Origin of the sequence: Hymenobacter sp. CRA2 (genome assembly GCF_002007105.1) — a bacterium.
Taxonomy (GTDB): Bacteria; Bacteroidota; Bacteroidia; order Cytophagales; family Hymenobacteraceae; genus Solirubrum.
Map to the genome: position 1 here is coordinate 486,825 of NZ_MVBC01000002.1, position 21,597 is coordinate 508,421.

14 protein-coding genes and 3 tRNA genes are annotated in these 21,597 nt (G+C 61.5%); 10 read left to right on the forward strand and 7 right to left on the reverse strand.

Features of this window, described 5'->3' with window-relative positions; all coding sequences use genetic code 11:
- Positions 1-18: 18 nt before the first annotated feature.
- The 5 genes from B0919_RS05835 (at position 19) to B0919_RS05855 (ending at position 7,723) form a co-directional block, all read left to right on the forward strand.
- Positions 19-894, forward strand: a complete 876-nt coding sequence (locus B0919_RS05835; RefSeq protein ID WP_078011278.1) for an aldo/keto reductase — start codon at positions 19-21, stop codon at positions 892-894.
- A gap of 145 nt (positions 895-1,039) precedes the next feature.
- Positions 1,040-1,933 carry a DUF4846 domain-containing protein gene (locus tag B0919_RS05840; protein ID WP_078011279.1) on the forward strand — a complete coding sequence of 298 codons (894 nt, stop codon included), beginning with the start codon at positions 1,040-1,042 and terminating at the stop codon, positions 1,931-1,933.
- 181 nt (positions 1,934-2,114) lie between these two features.
- Positions 2,115-2,813, forward strand: a complete 699-nt coding sequence (locus B0919_RS05845; protein WP_078011280.1) for an SIR2 family NAD-dependent protein deacylase — start codon at positions 2,115-2,117, stop codon at positions 2,811-2,813.
- A gap of 135 nt (positions 2,814-2,948) precedes the next feature.
- Positions 2,949-6,647: a hypothetical protein gene (locus B0919_RS05850; protein WP_078011281.1), complete on the forward strand. Its 3,699-nt coding sequence runs from the start codon at positions 2,949-2,951 to the stop codon at positions 6,645-6,647.
- A 101-nt stretch (positions 6,648-6,748) separates the two neighbouring features.
- Entirely contained in the window at positions 6,749-7,723 is a 975-nt protein-coding gene (locus B0919_RS05855) for a phosphatase (RefSeq protein ID WP_254846488.1), read from the forward strand.
- Between the two features lie 213 nt (positions 7,724-7,936).
- Here B0919_RS05855 and ppk1 read toward each other — a convergent pair whose 3' ends face one another.
- From ppk1 to B0919_RS05890, 7 genes are all read right to left on the reverse strand, one after another.
- Positions 7,937-10,261, reverse strand: coding sequence for a polyphosphate kinase 1 (gene ppk1 / locus B0919_RS05860; protein WP_078011282.1), 2,325 nt, complete (start codon positions 10,259-10,261; stop codon positions 7,937-7,939).
- A 54-nt stretch (positions 10,262-10,315) separates the two neighbouring features.
- Complete coding sequence (locus tag B0919_RS05865; protein WP_078011283.1) at positions 10,316-10,696, reverse strand: RidA family protein; 381 nt, start codon at positions 10,694-10,696, stop codon at positions 10,316-10,318.
- A gap of 275 nt (positions 10,697-10,971) precedes the next feature.
- The gene (gyrB, locus tag B0919_RS05870) at positions 10,972-12,957 is read right to left on the reverse strand and encodes a DNA topoisomerase (ATP-hydrolyzing) subunit B (RefSeq protein WP_078011284.1); all 1,986 of its coding nucleotides are present in this window, start codon (positions 12,955-12,957) and stop codon (positions 10,972-10,974) included.
- A 240-nt stretch (positions 12,958-13,197) separates the two neighbouring features.
- On the reverse strand, positions 13,198-14,619 hold the full coding sequence (locus B0919_RS05875) for a T9SS type A sorting domain-containing protein (RefSeq protein ID WP_078011285.1): 1,422 nt from the start codon (positions 14,617-14,619) through the stop codon (positions 13,198-13,200).
- A gap of 167 nt (positions 14,620-14,786) precedes the next feature.
- A tRNA-Arg gene (locus tag B0919_RS05880) sits at positions 14,787-14,860 on the reverse strand.
- Between the two features lie 54 nt (positions 14,861-14,914).
- Positions 14,915-14,991 (reverse strand) — tRNA-Pro (locus B0919_RS05885).
- 67 nt (positions 14,992-15,058) lie between these two features.
- Positions 15,059-15,149 (reverse strand) — tRNA-Ser (locus tag B0919_RS05890).
- A gap of 158 nt (positions 15,150-15,307) precedes the next feature.
- Between B0919_RS05890 and B0919_RS05895 the strand changes: the two genes are divergently transcribed.
- The 5 genes from B0919_RS05895 (at position 15,308) to B0919_RS05915 (ending at position 21,418) form a co-directional block, all read left to right on the forward strand.
- Positions 15,308-16,288, forward strand: a complete 981-nt coding sequence (locus B0919_RS05895; RefSeq protein WP_078011286.1) for a vWA domain-containing protein — start codon at positions 15,308-15,310, stop codon at positions 16,286-16,288.
- Entirely contained in the window at positions 16,285-17,163 is an 879-nt protein-coding gene (locus B0919_RS05900) for a hypothetical protein (RefSeq protein WP_139361935.1), read from the forward strand. The genes B0919_RS05895 and B0919_RS05900 overlap by 4 nt, the downstream gene beginning before the upstream one ends.
- Before the next feature lie 133 nt (positions 17,164-17,296).
- Positions 17,297-18,481 carry an acetyl-CoA C-acyltransferase gene (locus B0919_RS05905; RefSeq protein WP_078011288.1) on the forward strand — a complete coding sequence of 395 codons (1,185 nt, stop codon included), beginning with the start codon at positions 17,297-17,299 and terminating at the stop codon, positions 18,479-18,481.
- Positions 18,482-18,778: 297 nt separating this feature from the next.
- Complete coding sequence (locus B0919_RS05910) at positions 18,779-20,188, forward strand: toxin-antitoxin system YwqK family antitoxin (protein WP_078011289.1); 1,410 nt, start codon at positions 18,779-18,781, stop codon at positions 20,186-20,188.
- Positions 20,189-20,971: 783 nt separating this feature from the next.
- Positions 20,972-21,418, forward strand: a complete 447-nt coding sequence (locus B0919_RS05915) for a carboxypeptidase-like regulatory domain-containing protein (RefSeq protein WP_078011290.1) — start codon at positions 20,972-20,974, stop codon at positions 21,416-21,418.
- The last annotated feature ends 179 nt before the right edge of the window (positions 21,419-21,597 follow it).

The window sequence follows — 21,597 nt, forward strand, 5'->3', positions numbered from 1 at the left end:
CCACAATCGGAACACACAATGGCTGACACGAATCAACAAGCCGCCAAAACCTTCACCCTGGGCGGCGACCTGACCGTCAACCGCATGGGCTACGGCGCCATGCGCATTACTGGCGACGGCATCTGGGGCCCGCCCAAAGACCACGACGAAGCCATTCGGGTGCTGCAGCGCGCCGTAGAGCTGGGCATTAATTTCATCGATACGGCCGACAGCTACGGGCCGAATGTATCGGAGGAGCTGATTGCCGAGGCACTGCTTCCCTACGCATCAGACCTGATTATCGGCACGAAGGGCGGGCTGCTGCGCACCGGCCCGAATCAGTGGCCCATCGATGCCAGCCCCGAGCACCTGCAGGAGGCGTTGCGGGGCAGCCTGCAGCGCCTGAAGCTGAACCAAATCGACCTGTACCAGCTGCACCGCGTGGACCCGAACGTGCCCTACGAGCAGACCCTGGAGTTTTTGCAGCGGGTGCAGGAAGAAGGCCTGGTGAAGCACATCGGCCTCTCGGAGGTGACGGTGGAGCAGATTCAGCAGGCGCAGGAATACGTGAAGGTGGTGTCGGTGCAGAACATGTACAGCGTGGACAACCGCAAGTGGGAAGCCGAACTGACCTACTGCGAGCAGCAAGGCATGGCTTTCATTCCGTGGTACCCGCTGAGCGGCGGCAACCAGCAGGCCCTTGATAAGCTGACCAGCATCGGGCAGCGTCTGGGGGCTACTCCGCAGCAGGTGGCCCTGAGCTGGCTGCTGCACCGCTCGCCCAACATCCTGCTGATTCCGGGCACCTCGAAAGTGAAGCACCTGGAAGAAAACGTGAAGGCGGCCGACCTACAGCTGACGGCTCAGGACATGGAGGAACTCAACGCCCTGAGCCCGGCAGAAGCTGCGCAATAGTCAGTTGGTTTGTAAACAAATAAGCCCGGCCGGTGCTGCAGTAGCAGCCCAGCCGGGCTTATTTTGTGCAATGCCCGTTGGGCAGTGAACTAAGCTTCCAGTCCCCCACAACACGAAAAGTCCCACCATATCGTTGTCGAGCCATATGAATTACTTACTATTCTTCGGCCTGGCCGCTGGCGGCAGTCTGGTTAGCTTGGCTTCTGCTACTTCTCCCCTGCCCCGGCCGTCGGCGGAGGTAACCGCCGACCAACCCGCCGCGGCGCCGGACACTTACGCCTGGCTGACGCATGCGTACCGCCCAGATGCTTCGCTGGCCAGCCGTTTTGCCCCGCCCGCGGGTTGCCAGCGGGTGAGTGCGGCAGCGGGCTCGTTTGGCCACTGGCTGCGCTACCTGCCGTTGCGGCCCAAGGGTACTGCCGTGCGCCTGCACAACGGTCAGCTCAAGCAGCCCCAATCGGTGCACGCGGCGGTGCTCGATATCGACACCGGCACGCGCGACCTGCAGCAGTGCGCCGACGCGGTGATGCGCCTGCGGGCCGAATATTTGTTCGGCCAGAACTTCCGCCGCATTCATTTCCACCTGACCAGCGGCTACGACGCGTGGTTTGGCGACTGGGTCGACGGGCAGGGCTTCCGCTTGGCCGGCGAAACGGTGGAGGCCAGCAAGCGCCCGGCAGAAGCGCCCACGCACACCGCCCTGCGCCGCTACCTCGATCAGGTGTTCACCTTCGCGGGCACGCTTTCGCTCAGCCGCGAGCTGCGCCCCGTGCCTTTGGCCGAAGCTCAGCCCGGCGACGTGTTCATCAAGGGTGGCGCGCCGGGGCACGCCGTCATCATTCTGGACGTGGCCCAACACCCCGCCAGCGGGGCCCGCTACGCCTTGCTGGCCCAAAGCTACATGCCGGCGCAGGACATGCACGTGCTGCGCAACACGACCGAGCCGCAGCTCGGGGCATGGTTTCGACTGACTGCTCCTGATGGCATCTTTGCGACGCCGGAGTGGGATTTTGAGGCTACGCAGCTGAAGCGCTGGTGAAGAAGCTGTGTGCCCCTCCTAGGTATAAGGCTTGCTATTTATTGACCTCACTTCTACCTGAAGAGGTAGAAGCACTACCACTTTTTAATCACCTCTTATACCCAAACAGGTAGAAGCTTATCGCAAAAACGCAATGGCTTATACCTACGAACTTGCCGTTAGGTCCGTATAACCGTTTGTCATGAAAAAAGTCGTTGTTCTCACCGGTGCGGGTATTTCTGCCGAAAGCGGCATTGCCACCTTCCGCGCCTCCGATGGGCTGTGGGAAAACCACCGCGTGGAAGACGTGGCCTCGCCGGAAGGCTGGGCCCGCAACCCCGCCCTGGTGCAGGAATTCTATAACCAGCGCCGCGGAGCCGCCCGGCAGGCTCAGCCCAATGCCGGGCACCGGGCCCTGGTGGAATTGGAAAAGGCCTACGAGGTAGTGATTGTGACCCAGAACGTGGATGATTTGCACGAGCGGGCCGGCTCCAGTCACGTTATTCACCTGCACGGCAAGCTCATGGAAGCGCGCAGCTCGCGCTACGAGGAACTGGTGTACCCGCTCACCAAGGACCGCATCGAAATGGGCGAACTATGCGAGCGAGGCCACCAACTGCGGCCCAACATTGTGTGGTTTGGCGAGGCCGTGCCGCTGATTGAGCGCGCCGCCGAGGAGTGCGCCACGGCCGACGTGATGCTGGTGGTGGGCACCTCCTTGCAGGTGTACCCGGCCGCGGGCCTGCTGCACTACCTGCCCAGCGGCCGCCCGCTCTACGTCATCGACCCCAGCCAACCCAGCACCTCGCGGCGCGGCGTGCAGTTTATTGCGGAGCCCGCCACGGTAGGCGTGCCGCGGGTGGTGCGGGAACTGCTAGCCCAGGCTGCCGGCCCTGCCTAGGGCTCTGCCAGTTGCCCCGAGGTCCGGGCGTTTCGTTATGGCTGGGTTATCCATTGGGTTGGTTTTCGCGTAGGTAGCCAGATACCCCCGTCGGCGCCGCCGCTGGTGGGGCTCCCTGCTCCTACCACACCCCTTATGAGCTATATCTACCGCCGGCTGCTCGTGGCTGGCTTACTGCTGACGGCCGCTTTGCCGGCCCGTCCGCAATCGGCCCCGGCCGCCCACCACGTTTACCTGCTCGGCAACACCGCTGGCCCCGTACCCGAAGCCCGCCTGAAAGCCCTGCGCCGCACCCTGGAGCAGGAAACCACGCCGTTTACCGTGGTGCACCTGGGCGACATTGTGGGCAACGAGGGCCTGTCCGACAAGCAGGATACCACCCGCGCCAGCCTCGAAACCCGTGCCAACGCCCTGATTGCGCTGGTGCAGGGCTTGCCCAACGGCCGCATTTACTTCGTGCCCGGCGACAAGGACTGGAACAACTCCGGCCGCGGCGGGCAGAAAAGCGTGCGGCGCCTGGAAAAGTACATCGAGCAGCAGCTAGGCGGGCAGAACGCCTTTATTCCCAGCAACGGCTGCCCCGGCCCCGAAATCGTGGACGTGGCCCCGCTGGTGCGGCTGGTAGCGCTGAACACGCCCTGGTTTTCGCACCCCTTCGACCGGCCCGAAGCGCCTGATACCGACTGCAAAACCATGTCGACGGAGGAGTTCCGGGAGCAGTTGCAGGACGTCATCAACGACACCAAGGGGCGCAATGTGCTGCTGGTGGGCCACCAGCCGGCCCTCAGCAACGGCACCTACGGCGGCTACCAGCCGCTGAAGCGCCACCTCTCGCCGCCCATTTTCGGCACCATCAACGCCGCATACCGCCAAAACGTGGGCACCCCGCGTGACATGGCCTCGCCGGGCTACCAGGAGTTTCGCAAAACACTGCTGAGCACCCTGAAGGAAAACCCCGGCGTGGTGTACGCCGCCGCCCACGACTTCAGCCTGCAGCTCACGCCCTTTGAGCGCAATTACCACGTGGTCAGCGGCAGCTTCAGCCACACCGAGCCGGTAGCCAACAACGCCCGCTCGCTCTACAACGAAGACGAAGCCGGCTACACCCGCCTCGATTACTACGCCGACGGCACGGTAAAAACCACGTTTTTGCGCTTCGCGGGCGACGCCTCCACCAAGGCGGGTTTCACGGCCACGCTTTTCCAGTCGGCTTGCCTGCCCGCCAGCAAGGACACGCCGACCAATAGCTTCATCCCCGATTGCCCCAGCGCCACCAAGGAGGCGGCCACGCCCAAGCCCGATGCGGCCACCGGCCCTACGGCTACCGTGGTACCCGGCCCGCAGTACCGCGCGCACGGCCTGCAGAAGTCGCTCATTGGCCCGCTATACCGCTCGTCGTGGACGCAGCCGGTGGCCGTGCCGGTGCTCGATCTGAACACCGAAAAAGGCGGCCTGCGGCCTACTGGTCGCGGTGGCGGACGCCAGACCACCTCGCTGAAGATGATTGCGGCCGACTCCTCGGAGTACACCTTCCGCTCGGTGGACAAGGACGTAACCAAGATTCTGCCGCCGGAGCTGCGCGGTTCGGTGGCCGCCGATATTCTGCGCGACATCACCCCCACGGCCAATCCGTACTCGGCCTTGGCCATTTCGCCCCTGCTCGACCGCACCGACATTCTGCACGCCCGCCCGCGCCTGTTTGTGCTGCCCGATAACCAGCAGCTCGGCCCTTACCGCGAGCAGTACGCCGGCTTGCTCGGCACGCTCGAAGACGACCCGTGGGATAAAAAGGAAAACATTGCCGGCTTCGGCGGCTCCGAGAACGTGCGGCGCTCGTTCAGCATGTTCCGCCAGCTCTACAAGGACAACGACAACCGCGTCGATGCCCGGCAGCTGGGCAAAGCCCGCGCCTTCGACATGCTGGTGGCTGACTTCGGCAAGCACGAGGACAACTGGAAATGGGCCGAATACCCCGACGCCGACGGCAAGGGCTCGGTATACCAACCCATTCCGCGCGACCGGGACCAGGCTTTCACGCTCTGGAATGGCGCCCTCACTTGGGTGGCCAACCGCGAGTGGGCCGTGCCCAGCATCGAGGACTTCCAAATGGAGTTCAACGACCTGGAAAGCCTGAACTGGCCAGCACGCCACCTCGACCGCGCCCTGCTGCAGAGCCTCACGCGCGACGACTGGCGCCAGATCGGGCAGTACCTGCAGCAGCGCATCACGCCCGCCGCCATCGACTCGGCCACGGCCCAGCTGCCCCGGGAAATCCAGGGTATTTCGGGCCAGGATATCAACCGCAAGCTCAAAAGCCGCATTCAGGAGCTGCCCAAGGCTCTGGATGAGTACTACCTGATGCTGGCCCGCGACGTGGACGTGGTGGGCTCCAACAAGGCCGAATTTTTCGGCGTGGAGCGCCTGCCCGGCGGCAACGTGCGCGTACGAGTTTTCAAGAAGTCGGATGATAGTCAGCCCTTCTTCGACCGCACCTTCGTGAAGGGCGAAACCCGCGACATTCGCCTCTACGGCCTCGACGGCAAGGATGGGTTCAGTGTAACGGGCCAGGGTCGGGGTGGTATCCGCGTGCGCATCATCGGCGGCGAGGGTGCCGACAGGATTGACGACAACGCTAGTGGGGGCCGTACCGAGGTGTACGACGTGCCCAATACCGAGCTTCACCCCGGCCCCGGCACGGCTGACCGCCGCTCCACGCGCCTGGGCATCAACCATTATGACCGCGATGCCTTCGAGTACGACGGCTACGCCCCGCGCGGCGCTATCCTATACAACCAGAACGACGGCTTCGGCATTGCCGCCGGCTTCGACTGGGTGAAGCAAGGCTTCCGCAAGCCCGATTACCGCGTGCGCTACGGCATCGATGCGCAGTACACCACCGCCGGCAACCGGCAGCTGACCGGCAACGTACGCTGGCGCTACCTGATCGGCAAGTGGGATTTTGGCATGCGCGGCACCTACGGCAACTACTTCCCCTTCTACAACTTTTTCGGGCTGGGCAACAACACCACCAAGGACGAAGACCTCTACAACGACCACTTTTACCGGGCCCGCTACCGTGGCTACCAGACGGAAGCCTTCTTTGAGCGCGCCTTCCGCGGCAAGAGCCTGGTGCGCATCGGGCCGGTGTACGAGCAATACCAGAGCGACTACGCCGCCAACAGCTACATCGGCCGGCTGAAAAACGGGGGCAGCATCCCCGAGATACCCATTCCCGACACCGACTTCCAGCGCCTGCTCGGCGGCCGGGCCGTGGTGGACCTGGACTTCCGCGACCGGAAGCTGTTTGCACGCCGGGGCGTGCGCCTCTACGGCGAGCATACCACCTGGCGCCAGATCAACCAGGGCAAGAAAACCTTTGGCCTGACCGAAGCCTTTGCCGAGTACCTGGCCACGGCCCGCCTAGGCATCCCCGTGACGCTGGCCGTGAAGGGCGGCGGCGGCAAAAACTACGGTCCCCGCAATGAAATTCCGTTCTACAAGTTCACCCAGCTGGGCCTGCGCCAGAACCTGCGCGGTTACGTGCGCAACCGCTTTACCGGCGACGCCTCGCTGTACCTGAACTCGGAGCTGCGCCTCGCCCTGGGCTACGCCAACACCTCCGTTCTGCCCTTCTACTACGGCCTGTTTGGCTTCTACGACCAGGGCCAGGTGTACTACAACGGCCGCGCCGACGGCGGCTGGCACCGCGGCTACGGCGGCGGCTTCTACGTGGCGCCGGTCTACGAAACCTTCGCCTTGTCTGTCTCGGTGCAGCACTCCGTGGAGGAAGCCGCGCTTATTCAGTTCGGCCTGGGCTTCCGCATCGACCAGTAATTACGCAACCAATTCGTTCGGCATGCCGAACAAGTAAAAGGTCGGGCTTCCTCCCGGCCTTTTATCTTTGCGCCACTTCTCTCTCGCCAAGCCTCTCGTACATGGAATACCCGCTGCTGAAACTGGCCGCCATTGATATCGGCTCCAACGCCGTCCGTTGTCAGATTTCCGCCGTGCTGGAGTACGAGGGCGCCTACCGGCTCAAACGCGTGGAATACGTGCGCTACCCCATGCGCCTGGGCGAAGACGTGTTTGCCACCGGCCACATTTCGCCCCAAAAGGAGGAAAAGTTCGTCAAGTTCATGCACGCGCTCAAGCTGCTGATGGACGTGCACGACGTAGCGCACTACCTCATCTGCTCCACTTCCGCCATGCGCTCCGCCGACAACGGCCAGGCCATTGCCGACCGCATGCAGCGTGAGTTGGGCATCAAGGTGCAGATCATCGACGGGCAGGCCGAGGCGGCGTACGTGAACCGCGTCATCATGCAGCTGCTGGAGGACAAGCGCCACTACCTGCACATCGACGTGGGCGGCGGCAGCACCGAGTTTAACCTCTACTCCGACCGGAAAAAAATTGCCTCGCAGTCGTTCGAAGTGGGCTCCATCCGCCGCCTGCAGCAGAACGGGCAGCCCGGCGAAGCCCTGCAGGATACCTGGCTGCGCATGGAAAACTGGGTGAAGGAAAACTCCCGCCGCTTCCACGTCACGCGCGCCATCGGTACCGGCGGCAACATCAACAAGATCTACTCCCTGGCTCAGCTGCCGCCCGACCGGCCCATCCCGCGCAAGCGCATCGACGACATTCTGACCAAGCTGCGCGGCCTGAGCATGGACGAGCGGGTGAACCTGCTCATGCTCAACCCCGACCGCGCCGACGTCATCGTGCCCGCCGGCCAGATTTACCTTTCGGCCATGGAGTGGTCGGGCGCCAAGGACATGCTCGTGCCCGACATCGGCCTCAAGGACGGCATGCTGCAGGCACTGTTTGAGGACCACTTCAACGAAATCCGCCCGAAATCGGACCACTCGCAGCGCGTGCCGCACCTGACCATTCAGAACGACCCAGAATCGTAAAGAGCCGCACTGGCAGTCATTGCGAGGAGGCACGACGAAGCAACCGCAGGAAGGCGTAGCCAATCGGTCCCGTACAACGTGCCGCCCTACAAAGAAGCACCGCCCAAAACCAGTAACGCAGGTTTTGGGCGGTGCCGTTTTTGGGTAGTGGGTATGGTATCGTTTGTGCCTCGCGTTGCTCGTAATGCCGGCCAGTGCCAATCAGTGCAGCTGCTACACGTTCTCCGCGTCTTCGGGTACTACTGGCGGCACGGGACCCGGCGTCAGGGGCTCGGCGGGCGCGTCGGCTAGCGTGGGTTCGTGGCCGTTGAGCTCGATTTCGTCATCGGGCAGCACTATCTCCTCGCCGGCAATCAGGCTGTCCTCCGAGGGCGCTACGGTTTCGCCTTCCACCGTACTCGGCACCGGAGCGGTGGCCAGATAATCGTCGTAGAGGGCGTTTTCGGCTACCAAACCGTAGTTTTTGAAGTAGAACTCCTTGTGCACGTTGAACACCGGCTCCCCCTCAAGCGGCTGGCGCTTGATGTAGGCACCATCCTCGCGCATGAGGTAAGTGTTGTAGTTGTCGCGCAGGTTGAAGTACAAGATGTTGATGGCCTCGCGCTGCAGCTGCGGGTTCACGATAAGGAACAACGCTTCGATGCGCCGGTCGAAGGAGCGCACCATCACGTCGGCCGAGCCGGAATACAGCTTCGGATGTCCCGCGTGATGGAAGTAGAACAAGCGCGTGTGCTCCAAGTACTCGCCCACGATGGAGCGCACCTCGATGTTCTCGCTCAGCCCCGGCCGGCGCGGGCGCAGGCAGCAGATGCCGCGCACAATCAGGCGGATGGGCACGCCCGCCTTCGAAGCCTTGTACAGCTCGTCGATGACGTCGCGGTCTTCCAGCGAATTCATTTTCATCACGATGCCCGAAGGCAGGCTGCGCTTGGCGTTGCGGGCTTCGTCGCGGATGAGCTGAATGAGCTGCTGGCGCATGTCCTTCGGCGCCGTAATCAAGTACTCGTAGTCGTCGGGCTGCGAGTGACCGGTAATCACGTTGAAGAATTCTGACACGTCGTGGCCGTACACGTCGTTGGTGGTGAGCAGGCTCACGTCGGTGTAGAAGCGCGAGGTAGCCTCGTTGTAGTTGCCCGAGCCGATGTGCACGTAGCGCGTCACCTTCTCCCCTTCCTTGCGGATGATCATGGCCATCTTGGTGTGCGTCTTGTACTTACTCACGCCGTAGATGACAAAGCAGCCCGCTTTTTCCAGCTTGGTGCCTTCGCGGATGTTGCGCTCCTCATCGAAGCGCGCCTTCACCTCGAAAAGCACCGAGACGTGCTTACCGTTTTCGGCCGCCTTGAGTAGTGCCGCCGTCACGCGCGAGTCATCGGCGAGGCGGTAGATGGTTTGCTTGATACCGAGTACGTGCGGGTCTTCGGCCGCCTGTTCGAGCAGCTTCACCACCGGATCTATCGAGTTGTAGGGGTGGTGCAGCAGCACATCGTGGTGCTTCAGGTACTCGAAGAGGTTTTCGTCGGCGCCGGGCGGCAGGCTCAGCGGCTGCACCGGGGCCAGGGGCCGCGGCAGCTTGTCGCGGAAGCTGGGGTGGCGCACAATCTGGTTGAGCCCGCGCAGGTCGATGAGCCCGTTGATGACGAACACGTTGCCATTGTCGATTTTCCACCGCTCCTTCAGCACGTTCATCAGCAGGTTCGAGGCGTCGGGCTCCACTTCCAGGCGCACCACGCGGCCACGCTTGCGCGTCTTGAGGCCGAGCTGGATTTCCTGGATGAAGTCCACGTCGATGTCGTCGGATTCCTCCAGCGTGAAGTCGCCGTTGCGGGTGATGCGCATGAGTGTGGCCGACAGAATGTCCACGTTGCGGAACAGCTTCGAGAGGTTGGCCCGCACGATTTCCTCGATGGGCACGAAGATGACGCGGTCCTTGCGCTGCAACTCGAAGAAACGGGCCAGGTTGGCCGGAATCTGCACGAAGGTGAGCCGCTCCTGGCCTTCCTCCGGGCCTTCGGGGTTCATGCGCGTCACCACGCCAAACACCAGCAGCTGATTCATCATCAGCGGGAAGCCGTGGTAGGAGTCGTACACCATCGGCGTGAGCAGCGGGAAGACGGTGTTTTTGAAGTAGCCGTCGGCTTTTTTCTGCTCTACTTCCGTCAGCTCGCTCACGCTCAGGATATCGAAGCCGCTCTTGGTGAAGAGCGGCCGCAGCTCCTGGGTAAACGTCTGCGTCTGGTCGTGCACGAAGCGGTGCGCAAAGTCCAGCAGCTTGCGGCGGAAAGGCAGCTCACGCAGGCCGGAGTAATCCACGCGCAGCTTGCCGTAATCGAGGTAGTTATAAAGCGACCCGACGCGAATCATGAAGAACTCGTCGAGGTTGGAGGCCGTGATGCCCAGGAAGCGTAGGCGGTCGAGCACCGAGCGGGCGGGGTCGCGGGCCTGGTCGAGCACGCGGTAGTTAAAGCGCAACCAGCTCAGGTCGCGGCTAATGTATTTGCTCTTGCGGATCAGGTCCGACGACTTAAACAGCTTCATAAGGGGGAAAAACTACCCGCGTATTCGGGCAAGGCGGCACGAGGTTGCGCAGAGTTACGAAATAATGGCCGTGGCTTCAATTTCTACCTGCAGGCGCGGGTCAATCAGGGCGCTGACCTCAACCATGGTGCTGACCGGCCGGATGGCGTGAAACACCTCGCCGTGGGCCCGGCCCACCGCCTCCCAGTGGCGGATATCGGTGACGTAGATGCGGGTGCGCACTACGTGTTCCAAGCTGGCGCCGGCTTCGGCCAGCGCGGCGGCAATCTTCTCCAGAATGCGCTTGGTTTGTGAATAGGCGTCGCCGCTAACGGGCGTGTCGCCATCTTGGGCAGTGGTGCCGGCTACTTCCACCAGGTTGCCCACGCGCACGGCGCGGGAGTAACCAACGGGGCCTTCCCAAGGCGAGCCGGAGGATATGAGTTGTCGGTTCATGGGTTATTAAGACTAAGACAGCCCGTCGTGTCGAGCTTGTCGAGGCTTCTCACTCAAGTGGGAATCTGCTCGTTAAACGGATGAAGAAGAACGTCATGTCGAGCGTAGTCGAGACATCTCGCGTGCTGACGTCCTCTAATAATATCATCGTTCAATGAGCGGATTACTACCCGGCGAGATGTCTCGACTACGCTCGACATGACGAGCTTACGAAACCAATGTAGACCAATAATAAAAAAGCCCGCACGAGGCGGGCTTTTCTACTCGCTCGACGCTTACACGTCCAGCTTGGCGTATTTGGCGTTTTTCTCGATGAAGTCGCGGCGCGGGGCCACTTCGTCGCCCATCAGCATGGAGAACAGGTGGTCGGCTTCGGCGGCCGATTCTACCGTCACCTGCTTCAGCGAGCGGGTTTCGGGCTGCATGGTGGTAGTCCAGAGCTGCTCGGCGTTCATTTCGCCCAGGCCTTTGTAGCGCTGCACGTTCACCGATTCGGGGCGGCCCTTGGCCAGCTCTTCCACGGCGGCCTGCCGCTCCACCTCGGTCCAGCAGTAGCGTTCCTCCTTGCCCTTCTTCACCAGGTACAGCGGCGGCAGCGCGATGTACACGTAGCCTTTGTCGACGAGGTCACGCATGTAGCGGAAGAAGAACGTCAGGATCAGCGTGCGGATGTGCGAGCCGTCCACGTCGGCGTCGGTCATGATGATGACCTTGTGGTAACGCAGCTTGGAGAGGTTCAGAGCTTTGTCATCCTTCTCAATGCCCTTTTCCGGATCGGCTGGCACCCCGAAGCTCACGCCCAGGGCCGTAATCATGTTACGGATTTCCTGGTTTTCGTAGATGTGGTGCTCCTGCGCTTTCTCCACGTTCAGGATCTTACCGCGCAGCGGCAGGATGGCCTGGAAGGCGCGGTTACGGCCCTGTTTGGCAGTGCCGCCGGCCGAGTCACCTTCCACTAAGTACAGCTCGCAGATTTCCGGGTCGTTTTCCGAGCAGTCGGCCAGCTTGCCAGGCAGGGAGAACGAGCCCATGACCGTCTTGCGCTGCACCATCTCGCGGGCCTTTTTGGCAGCAATACGGGCTTTGGCAGCCAGAATCACCTTGTCCACGATGACCATGGCCTCCTTGGGGTTTTCCTCCAGGTACTGGGTCAGGATTTCCCCTACCACGGTGTTCACGGCGCCGTTCACTTCGCTGTTGCCCAGCTTGGTTTTGGTCTGACCCTCAAACTGCGGTTCGGCTACCTTCACCGAAATAACGGCCGTGAGCCCCTCGCGGAAGTCTTCGCCCGATACCTCTACCTTCTCCTTGGCCAGCTTGCCGGTTTTGTCGGCGTAAGCCTTCAGCGTGCGCGTCAGGGCTGCGCGGAAGCCGGCTACGTGCGTGCCACCCTCGTGGGTGTTGATGTTGTTGACGTAGGAGTAGATGTTTTCCTGGTACGAGCTGTTGTACTGCAGGGCCACTTCCACCGGCACGTTGCCCTTCTCGCTCACCACGTGAATGGGCGCGGGCATCAGGGCGTGACGCTCCGAGCCGTCGAGGTATTGCACGAACTCGGCCAAGCCACCTTGGGAGTAAAACTGCTCGCCGCGGGCCACACCGTTCTCATCCTTCTCGCGCAGGTCGAGCAGGTTGATGCGGATGCCCTTGTTCAGGTACGACAGTTCACGCAGACGAGCCGCAATGGTCTCGTAGCGGTAAACGGTTTCGGTGAAGATCGAGTCGTCGGGCCAGAACTCCACCTGGGTGCCGCGCTGCTCGGTCTCGCCGATTTGCTTCACGGGGTACAGTGGGGCGCCGCGCTCGTACTCCTGCTGGTACACCTTACTGTCTTTGTAGACGGTCACGCGCAGCAGGTTGCTCAGCGCATTCACGCAGCTCACGCCCACGCCGTGCAGGCCACCTGACACCTTGTAGGTGTCCTTGTCAAACTTACCGCCGGCGTGCAGCACGGTCATCACGACCTCCAGCGCCGAGCGGCCTTCTTTCTGGTGAAAATCCACCGGGATGCCGCGGCCATTGTCGCGCACCGTGATGGAATTGTCTTCGTTGATGGTGACATCAATGGTGTCACAGTAGCCGGCTAGCGCCTCGTCAATCGAGTTGTCGACGACTTCCCACACCAAGTGGTGCAGGCCCTTAATGCCAATGTCACCGATGTACATGGCCGGGCGCTTGCGCACGGCTTCCAGCCCCTCAAGTACCTGGATGCTATCCGCGGAGTACGTAGTGGGGGCTTTTTTCTCTTGAGTTTCGCTCATGTGCAGCGGTTAAAGTTCCGTTCTGTATAACACGCGAAGATACCGAAACATCCCTTTTTTACTAGGTTTTAGCCAGGTTTTCGGGGTAATCTACTGGATAATTTTGCCTCTGCGAACGTAGCCGGGCAGCAAGTCGGGCTAAATGCTCAGGCACTTGCCAAGCCCTACCGGTTTTATGCAAAAAGCCCCCGCTCCGAACCTGGAGCGGGGGCTTTCCGAAGGCAGAAACCTGCGGCTGATTTATTGAATAACAAGCTTCTTGACGACCGTACCCTGAACCGTTTCCAGGCGCAGCGTGTACAGGCCAGCCGTATGCTTGCTCAGGTCCACCAGAATGTCGTGGGCGGCAGCATTGGTAGCCAGCAGCGTTTTGTTGTACACTTCGCGGCCGAGGGCATCGGTTACCACCACCCCGCGCGGGGCAGCTTTGCTCAGCGCCACCCGCACAGTGAATACGCCGTCTTTGCTCGGGTTCGGGAAGGCCTGTACGGCCTGCTGCACATCGGCGCTGGCTTTGGTAGCGGTAGCCGGCGCCAGGCTGGCGTTTAGCTTGAATACGTCGCCTTCGCGCATAGCCGTAGCGGAATTCGTAATACCGCCCGACCAGCCAATGTTAGGGCTGATGACGTCGACCTGGGTTTGGCGCTTGTTACGCTCAAGCGTGGTCCACGTCAGGCCCCCGTCGCGGGAAATGGACGAGCCGTAGTGCGTCAGGCTGTCGCCCACGGCGTCGGCCGAACCCACCGAAATGAACGTATTGGGCAAGCCCGGCACGTTATCCAGGCCATTGTCGCGGAAAGTACCCGCGTACGTAAGCGCAGTATTGGTGGCCCCGCCGTTGGTGGTGCGCACCAGATCCAGGCCATCAGACATCAAGCCGTTGTTGGCATCGGCGAAGGCTACAAAGTCAATGCCCTTGGGAATATCCGTACCCGCAGCGCTCCAGGTCAGCCCGCGGTCCGTGGATTTGTACAGTTTAGCACCAGCGCTGACGTCGTTGTAACCCCCAGCCCAGATTGTGTTACCTGCTACAGCACGCACCCCGGTAAGGCCGTATTCGGCGGCATGAGTGGTGGCGGGTGCGTTCGTCTGATTACGTACCCAGTTAGCGCCGCCGTCGGTGGTGGTGTACACTTCGAAGCGCGAGCCGACCGTGCCACCGTTCGGGTTGGGGTTCGGGTCGCCCATGGTTATGCCGTTGTTGGCATCCCAGAAATATACAATATTGGGGAAAGCCGCAGCCCCCGAGTAAGTAGCCGTCGGCTGGCGGTTCCAGGTTACCCCTCCATCGGTGGTTTTGTACACGCCGGCCCCGGTGGCCGTAGCGTCTTCGGGAAATGCCGTCAGCCAAGCGGTAGTGCCGTCCAGCGGGTGCAGGTCACCTACGCTCAAACCGGCCGGGATATTGATATTTCCGCCCGTCCACGTGCTGCCGCCGTCGGTGCTGCGTGCGTAGCGACGCACGGTGGAGTTGTCGGGGATGGAAAGATCCAGTGCCAGCACCCAAACCGTAGCTGCATTCGCGGTACGCACTTGGGTAACGTAGTAGTTCTCCGGCACCGCAGCGGTACCGAAGGTCTGCGGCAGGAATACCTGCGATTGGGCCATTGTGGCACTAAGAGAGGCAAAAGCAAATGCCAGGGTGAGTAACTGTTTCTTCATGAATGAAGGGGTGAGGGTTGATTGTTGGTGGAAAAAGCGTTGGGTGGGCAATCAAAGCAACCGAGGTTGTGGCCGGTAATGTACAAAAAATAGCTTTACCGCTATCCTTAGGCCCTAAAGCAAAAAAGCGCGTGGCATATCTGCCACGCGCTTTTTTGCTGATGATGTGACCCCGTTTGGATTCGAACCAAAGACCGTCTGCTTAGAAGGCAGATGCTCTATCCAACTGAGCTACGGGGCCGAAATGAAAGAAAGCCGCCCACCGCGTATACGGCGGGCAGACGGCTTTCAGCTGTGGTCGGGGTGGCAGGATTCGAACCTGCGGCCTCCTGCTCCCAAAGCAGGCGCGATACCGGGCTACGCTACACCCCGAAACGCCGAGCCCCATTGGCAACGGCGGGATACAAAAGCGGGCTTCCCGTTTGCAGCGAGAAGCCCGTGGCGGAGAGGGGGGGATTCGAACCCCCGGTAAACTTTAGGTCTACGGCAGTTTAGCAAACTACTGGTTTAAGCCACTCACCCACCTCTCCGTGCTTGAGGCTTTATCCGTCGGGCCGCTTGCCCTTCGGGGCAGCAAATATACAAGCGACTTTTTCCAAACCAACGCCTCACGCAAAAAAAATGTGCTTTTAGGCAGCGCCTGCACGTTATCTTTGATTCCCGGGCTTGCTTTTCCCGGCCTTTTGGCATGCTTACCTGGCTGTATTTCTGGACACAATGGGAAACGCTGCTCGTCGCAGCATTTTTTTTCCTGTACGCCGGATATGCACTGCGCACGAGTCGGCTGGCCCGCCCGCTGGGACAGCGTGGCTGGCGCCTCGGCTGGAAACTGGGTCTTCGCTTGCTGGCCTTCGGGCTGCTGCTGGTCGCTCTGCTGGGGCCCGCCTACGGCCTTACCCAGCGGGCCGTGCGCACGGCCGGCAAGGATGTGTGGCTGCTGGTGGACCTCTCGCGCTCCATGGATGCGGATGACGTGGCTCCGTCGCGGCTGCAGAAAGTGCGGGCGGAGCTTAGCGAGCTGGTGCAGCGCTTCCCGGCTGACCGCATCGGGCTGGTGGTGTTCAGCTCGGAAGCCTACGTGCACTGCCCGCTCACGTACGACCAAAACGCCCTGCTGCAGCTGCTCAATACACTCGATACGCGTTTGGTACCGGCAGGCAGCACCGATTTGACTCAGCCCCTGGCCTTGGCCCTGACACGGGCTACCGCTACCACTGAGCGGCCTACGGGGGGCACGCCCCCGCGCGCAACGGCCTTGGTCTTGGTGAGCGACGGGGAGGATTTCGGCGAAAACCTGGAGGGCACCGTGCGCGACCTGGTGCGTAGTGGCATGCGCCTGTATACCGTAGGCGTGGGCACGGCCGGCGGGGGGCGCATACCGCGCCCGGGCGGGTTTGTGCGCGACGCCCAGGGCAAACCGGCCGTAACCCGCCTGCAAGCCGCACCGCTGCGGCGTCTGGCCGAAGCCACCAACGGTATCTATATAGAGGTAACGGACCGGCGCAATGAGTTTCCCTTGCTGCTGCGGGCTCTCAACCGCCTCGAAGGCCAGGCCCAGCAGGTACGCAGCGTAACGGTAGCCGACAACCGGTATACGTACCCTTTGGCAGCCGCCCTGTTGCTGCTCGGGCTGGATGTTCTGCTTACGCTTACCGTCATCAAGCCATGATGCGGGCCGGATTACTGCTGTTGCTGCTCTTTGCCGGGAGCTGGTGGAATGCTCTGCAACGGGTACACGATGCCAACGCGGCTCAACGACTGGGAGCTGCGGCCTATGCCCGGCGCGATTTTGCAGCGGCCGCCCAGGCGTATAGCCGGGCACAACAGCTGGGTAACAACTCCGCCGAGCTTCTGCTGAACCTGGGTCATGCCAGTGCCCGGGCCGGCCAGGTGGCCGAAGCCCGACGGGCTTATGGGCAGGTCCTGCGGAGCACTTCCCGACCGTTTCGTAGCGTGGCCCGGCAGCAACTCGCTACCCTGGCTGCCACTCAAGGAAACTACACGCAGGCGCTGGCGTTGCTGCGGCTGGCCCTGCTCGACGACCCGGGCAACGCCAGCGCCCGCTACAACTACGAGTTGCTGCGGCCCTACCAAGGTCGTACCACTCCCCCACCGCTGGCGCCTCCGCCTCCTGCTCCCAAGCCAGAATCGACCGGTACGGGCAAGGAGCAGAAAAAACCGGCTGATAACGGTGTGAGCCAGGCAGCGGCCCCGGCTCCCGGGCAAGGGGCCAGTGGCGGCAAAAGCACGCCGGGTGGCACCGGGAAGCCGCAACCCACGGCGCAGGGAAATACGGGTGGCAATACCCATGGGCTGGATGCGCAGGCTTCGGGCTCGGTGGGCAACGGCACGGCTTCTTCGGGACAAGGGGCTACGGCGGCAGATAACCGCCTGAATACCCGGCAAACCCAGGCCCCATCGAACCTAACCGAAGCGCAGGCCCGCCAAGTACTGGAGGCCCTGCAATCGGCCGAGCAGCAATACCTGCAGCAACTGCCTCACCGCGCAACCCGTTCCAACGCTTCGCGGAAACCAACCTGGTAGGTTTGCGGTTAGGCAAACAAACGTTCGGCAGTTGCGTCGGCACCGACGAAAATCCTGCTACTTTTGGCGCGTTACCGGTCCGGGGCCGCGCGGCCTTGTCATTCTCCCACTTACTCCCACCCTTTCTACTATCATGCAGACCAAAGAAGTCTACGTCATTTCGGCCGTCCGTACGCCCATTGGCTCTTTCGGGGGCAGCCTCGCTTCGCTCACGGCCGTCGAGCTGGGCGGTATTGCGCTGAAAGGGGCGCTGGAAAAAGCCGGGGTCGACCCGAAGGAAGTACAGCAGGTAATCATGGGCAACGTGATTTCGGCCAACCTGGGCCAAGCCCCGGCGCGCCAAGCCGCGCTGAAAGCCGGACTGGGCTACGAAGTAGAATGCACCACCGTCAATAAAGTATGCGCGTCGGGCTCGAAAGCCATCATGCTGGGTGCCCAAGCCATCATGCTGGGCCACTCCGACGTGGTGCTGGCCGGCGGCATGGAAAGCATGTCGAACGTGCCGTACTACCTCGACAAAGCCCGTTTCGGCGCCAAATACGGCCACGGGCAGATGATTGACGGGCTAATGAAAGATGGCCTGTGGGACCCGTACCACAACTACGCGATGGGCAACGCGGCCGAAAACACGGCCAAGGAAATGGGCATCACCCGCGAAGAGCAGGATGCCTTTGCCATCGAGAGCTACACCCGCAGCGCCAACGCGGCCAAAGCCGGCAAGAAAAAGGACGAAATCATTCCCGTGACCATCGAGCAGCGCGGCAAGACCGTGGTGATTGAGGACGACGAGGAGTACACCAAGGTGGATTTCACCAAGGTGCCGGGCCTGAAGCCGGCCTTCATTAAGGAAGGCGGCACCGTGACGGCGGCCAACGCTTCGACGCTGAACGACGGTGCAGCGGCCGTGCTGCTGATGAGCAAAGACAAAGCCGAAGAGCTGGGCCTGACCCCGATTGCGAAGGTACTGGGCTTCGCCGATGCCGAGCAGGCGCCGGAGTGGTTCACCACCTCGCCTTCGCTGGCTATTCCGAAGGCGCTGAAGTACGCCGGCGTAACGCCCGAGCAAGTGGACTTCTACGAAATCAACGAGGCTTTCTCGGTGGTGTCGCTGGCCAACAACAAGCTGCTGAACCTGGAAGGCACCAAGGTGAATGTGTACGGCGGCGCTGTGTCCCTGGGCCACCCGCTGGGCGCTTCCGGCGCCCGCATCGTGACCACGCTGCTGAACGTGATGCGCAACGAAGGTGGTAAAATCGGCGTGACGGGCATCTGCAATGGCGGCGGCGGCGCCAGCTCGCTGGTATTCGAGAAGCTGTAATCACGGACTCAGCAAGCACTGAGCAAGCGGCTGCCCTAGCCGTCAGTGCGAGCAGAACGAAGTAATCGGTCCTGGCCCACGAGCCGACCATAAAAAGAGTACCGCCCGGAACTGGTTCTTCAGTTTCGGGCGGTACTCTTTTTAGTTTCTATCAGTTCTAGTGGCGGTGCTACTGTAAGGAAAGGTTGCGTGACTACGCCAATCTTCGGTTCGCTTTGCTCGCAACGACAGGCAGGGCAAACTAGCCGCTTTATCCGTGGTTCGCACGTTTGGTAGAATTTCTGCGTTTTTGCAGGCATGAATCGAATCCTGCTACTGCTGGCGCTGCTGTGCTTGGGCGCCGGACCGGCGCTGGCCCAGCGGCCACGCCTGCTGACGACTTACTTTGACTCCACCCAAACCAAGAAGCGCGAGGTGTACCACGCGCTGGTCGGGGCCGATACCGTGCTGGAAGGCGGTTACAAGCGCTTCTACCGCTCGGGCAAGCTGGAAGTACAGACCAGCTACCGTGCTGGCAAGCCGGACAGCGCCTACGTCGAGTTCTTCCAGAGTGGGCAGCGGCGGCTGGAAGTTACCTTTCGCCAGGGCCAGCGTCAGGGCCCGTTCCGCACGTACTACCCTACCGGCAAAGTAGCGCAGGAAGGCACGTACCAGGACGATCAGCCTACTGGCACGGTGAAAATGTACCATCCTTCGGGCGAGCTGAAGCTGGAGACGACGCTGGACAAAGGGCAGCCCACCGGCGTGGTGCGCCAGGTATACGCCTCGGGCAAGCCGCAGGTGGAAATGACCTACGCCAATGGCCAGCCTAACGGACTGGTGCGCACGTACTTCCCCAACGGGCAGGTGCAGAGCGAGGGCACGTACCGCAACGGGCTGCTGGCTGGCGGCTATAAAACCTGGTACGAGAACGGACAGCTGGAAACCGACGTGACCATGGATAAAACCGGTCGGGGCTCCATCAAGACCTACTACCCCTCGGGCAAGCTGCGCACCGAAGGCAACTACGTACCCGCCGCCGCCAGCACGCGGGCCGTTACCAACCAGCTCGGCGACGACCTGACCAAGCGCGCCCAGCAGTTGGCCCCAGGCACGGCCAACCTGGAAGGCGCCGTGAAAACCTATTACGAGGGCGGCAAGCTCAAGAGCACCCAGAACTACAAGGGCGGGGTGCTGGCCGGCGCGGCGCACTACTTCTACCCCTCCGGCAAGCCCGAGCAGGACGTGACCTACAGCAACGGCGGCAAGGACCGGAAGGCCACCGTCTACTTTGAAGAGGGCGGCACCAAGGAAGAACAGGAATTCAAGAACGGGCAGCGCAGCGGCACTTGGCGCGTGTTTTTCGCGGGCGGCAAACAGCTGCAGCGCAAGGAAACCTACACCAACGGCCGCCTGGTAGGCGAGCAGCTGACCTATCACGACAACGGCCAGGTACAGCGCAAGCTCTCCTACGAAGGCGGCAAGGCCACCGGGCTGGAGCAGGAATTCTACCCCTCGGGCAAGTTGCGCAGCGAAACCACTTGGAAGAGTGGACTGAAAGTAGGCCCCTACCGGCAGCTACGCGAGGACGGCACCCAGGAAGTGGCGGGCCAGTACCGCAACAACCGCGAAACCGGCGTCTGGAGCTATTTCGGTCCCGATGGCAAAACGGTTACCAGCAAGAAGACCTTCCGCAACGGTCAGGTGGTTACAGCCCCTGGCAAATAGCTTTCTGTTTACCTGCTGCTTTTTCAACCGCCGGCTCTTCAGCCGGCGGTTTTTGTTTGCGGGAGCCAGACGCTAAGTGTAAGCAGATGCTAAGCATTGCCCAAGGGTAAGAGTTACTGAAGTATTAATGCTTGGCGGTCGTATTTTGGTTGCAGCCGCGCGGGCCCCGGCATTGCTAGCACTAGGCCTCAGTTTTTTCGATTCGCCGGTAACCATTGGCAGTAGCCGGAGTTTCCACCGCCAGAATAAAAAAATATAGCGCACCGTGCATCCTACGAACTATTTCGTAGTCAATGATGCAAAAGGCGCTAAAAAGCTAGCAGAAGCACAGCTAATGGCCTTTTTCCTGCTCTTGGTCTTTTTCTCACTTCTCCCCTTGATACCTAAAGCCCTGACCGCAGCAAATTTTTCCTTGGCTCAGGCAACGGTTTAAACTGCTCCTCCATCTACCCACTCAGAAGCCCGCTACACCCCGATTTACCCCCGATTGAAGATTAACAATAAAAAAATTTAACAAGTACCTTGCGTTACAAAGTACCTATCATTACCTTTGAAGCGTTGAATCACTCCACTCTCTGACGGCCGCCTCTAACGGGGGCGGCGCCCCGCCTGCCAGGCGGCCAGCCAGAGCGTATTTCGGCGACTTTGAGCTGAAACCTCTTGATTCCCAGCCCATGGTCTTGCATCTGCTTTTGTAGATCGGATGGACAACACAGTGTGGATCCGCGGCCACCAGTTGCCAAACGGCAAATTCCTTCTGTAACCTTTTCCTACACTCTGGTCATGTCACTCTCCCTGTTCAACCGTGCCCTGCTGGGCGCTGGCCTGCTGGCCGCATCCATTTCCCAACCCGCTACGGCTCATCTCTCGGATACGCCCCGGCCGTCCTGCCTGCAGCTGACCGGTTCCTTCGCCGGCGTGCTGATCGACCAATACACCGGCCGGCCGCTGCAGCAAGCCACCGTGGCCCTGATGCGCAAAGACAACGAGCAGCTGATTGCTGGCGCCATCACAGCCGACAACGGCGAGTTCCGCCTCGACCGCGCCGCTTTCGGCCACTATACGCTGCACGTAGAAGTACCGGGCTACGAGCCTATGCACGAGGATATTACGCTGTCGGCTGGCCGCAACCTGGTAGACTTGGGCACCTACGCCCTGATACCCCTCAGCGCCACGGCTTCGGCCAAAACCCCGGCCAGCAGCTTCGTGGCCCTGGTTGCCCAGCCCTAATCCGCGCTGCCTTTATGCGCCCCTTCCCTGCCCGAGAAATGAGTAAGCTGCCGTGCAGCCCTCATGCCAATCACCCGGTTGAGCAACGCTTGCCTAACGTATGGCAAGCTTGCTCGCCGGCCCGGGCTACTACTTAGTAGTACAAGCACAACTCCTGTAAATGCCAAGCGGATCCTCTC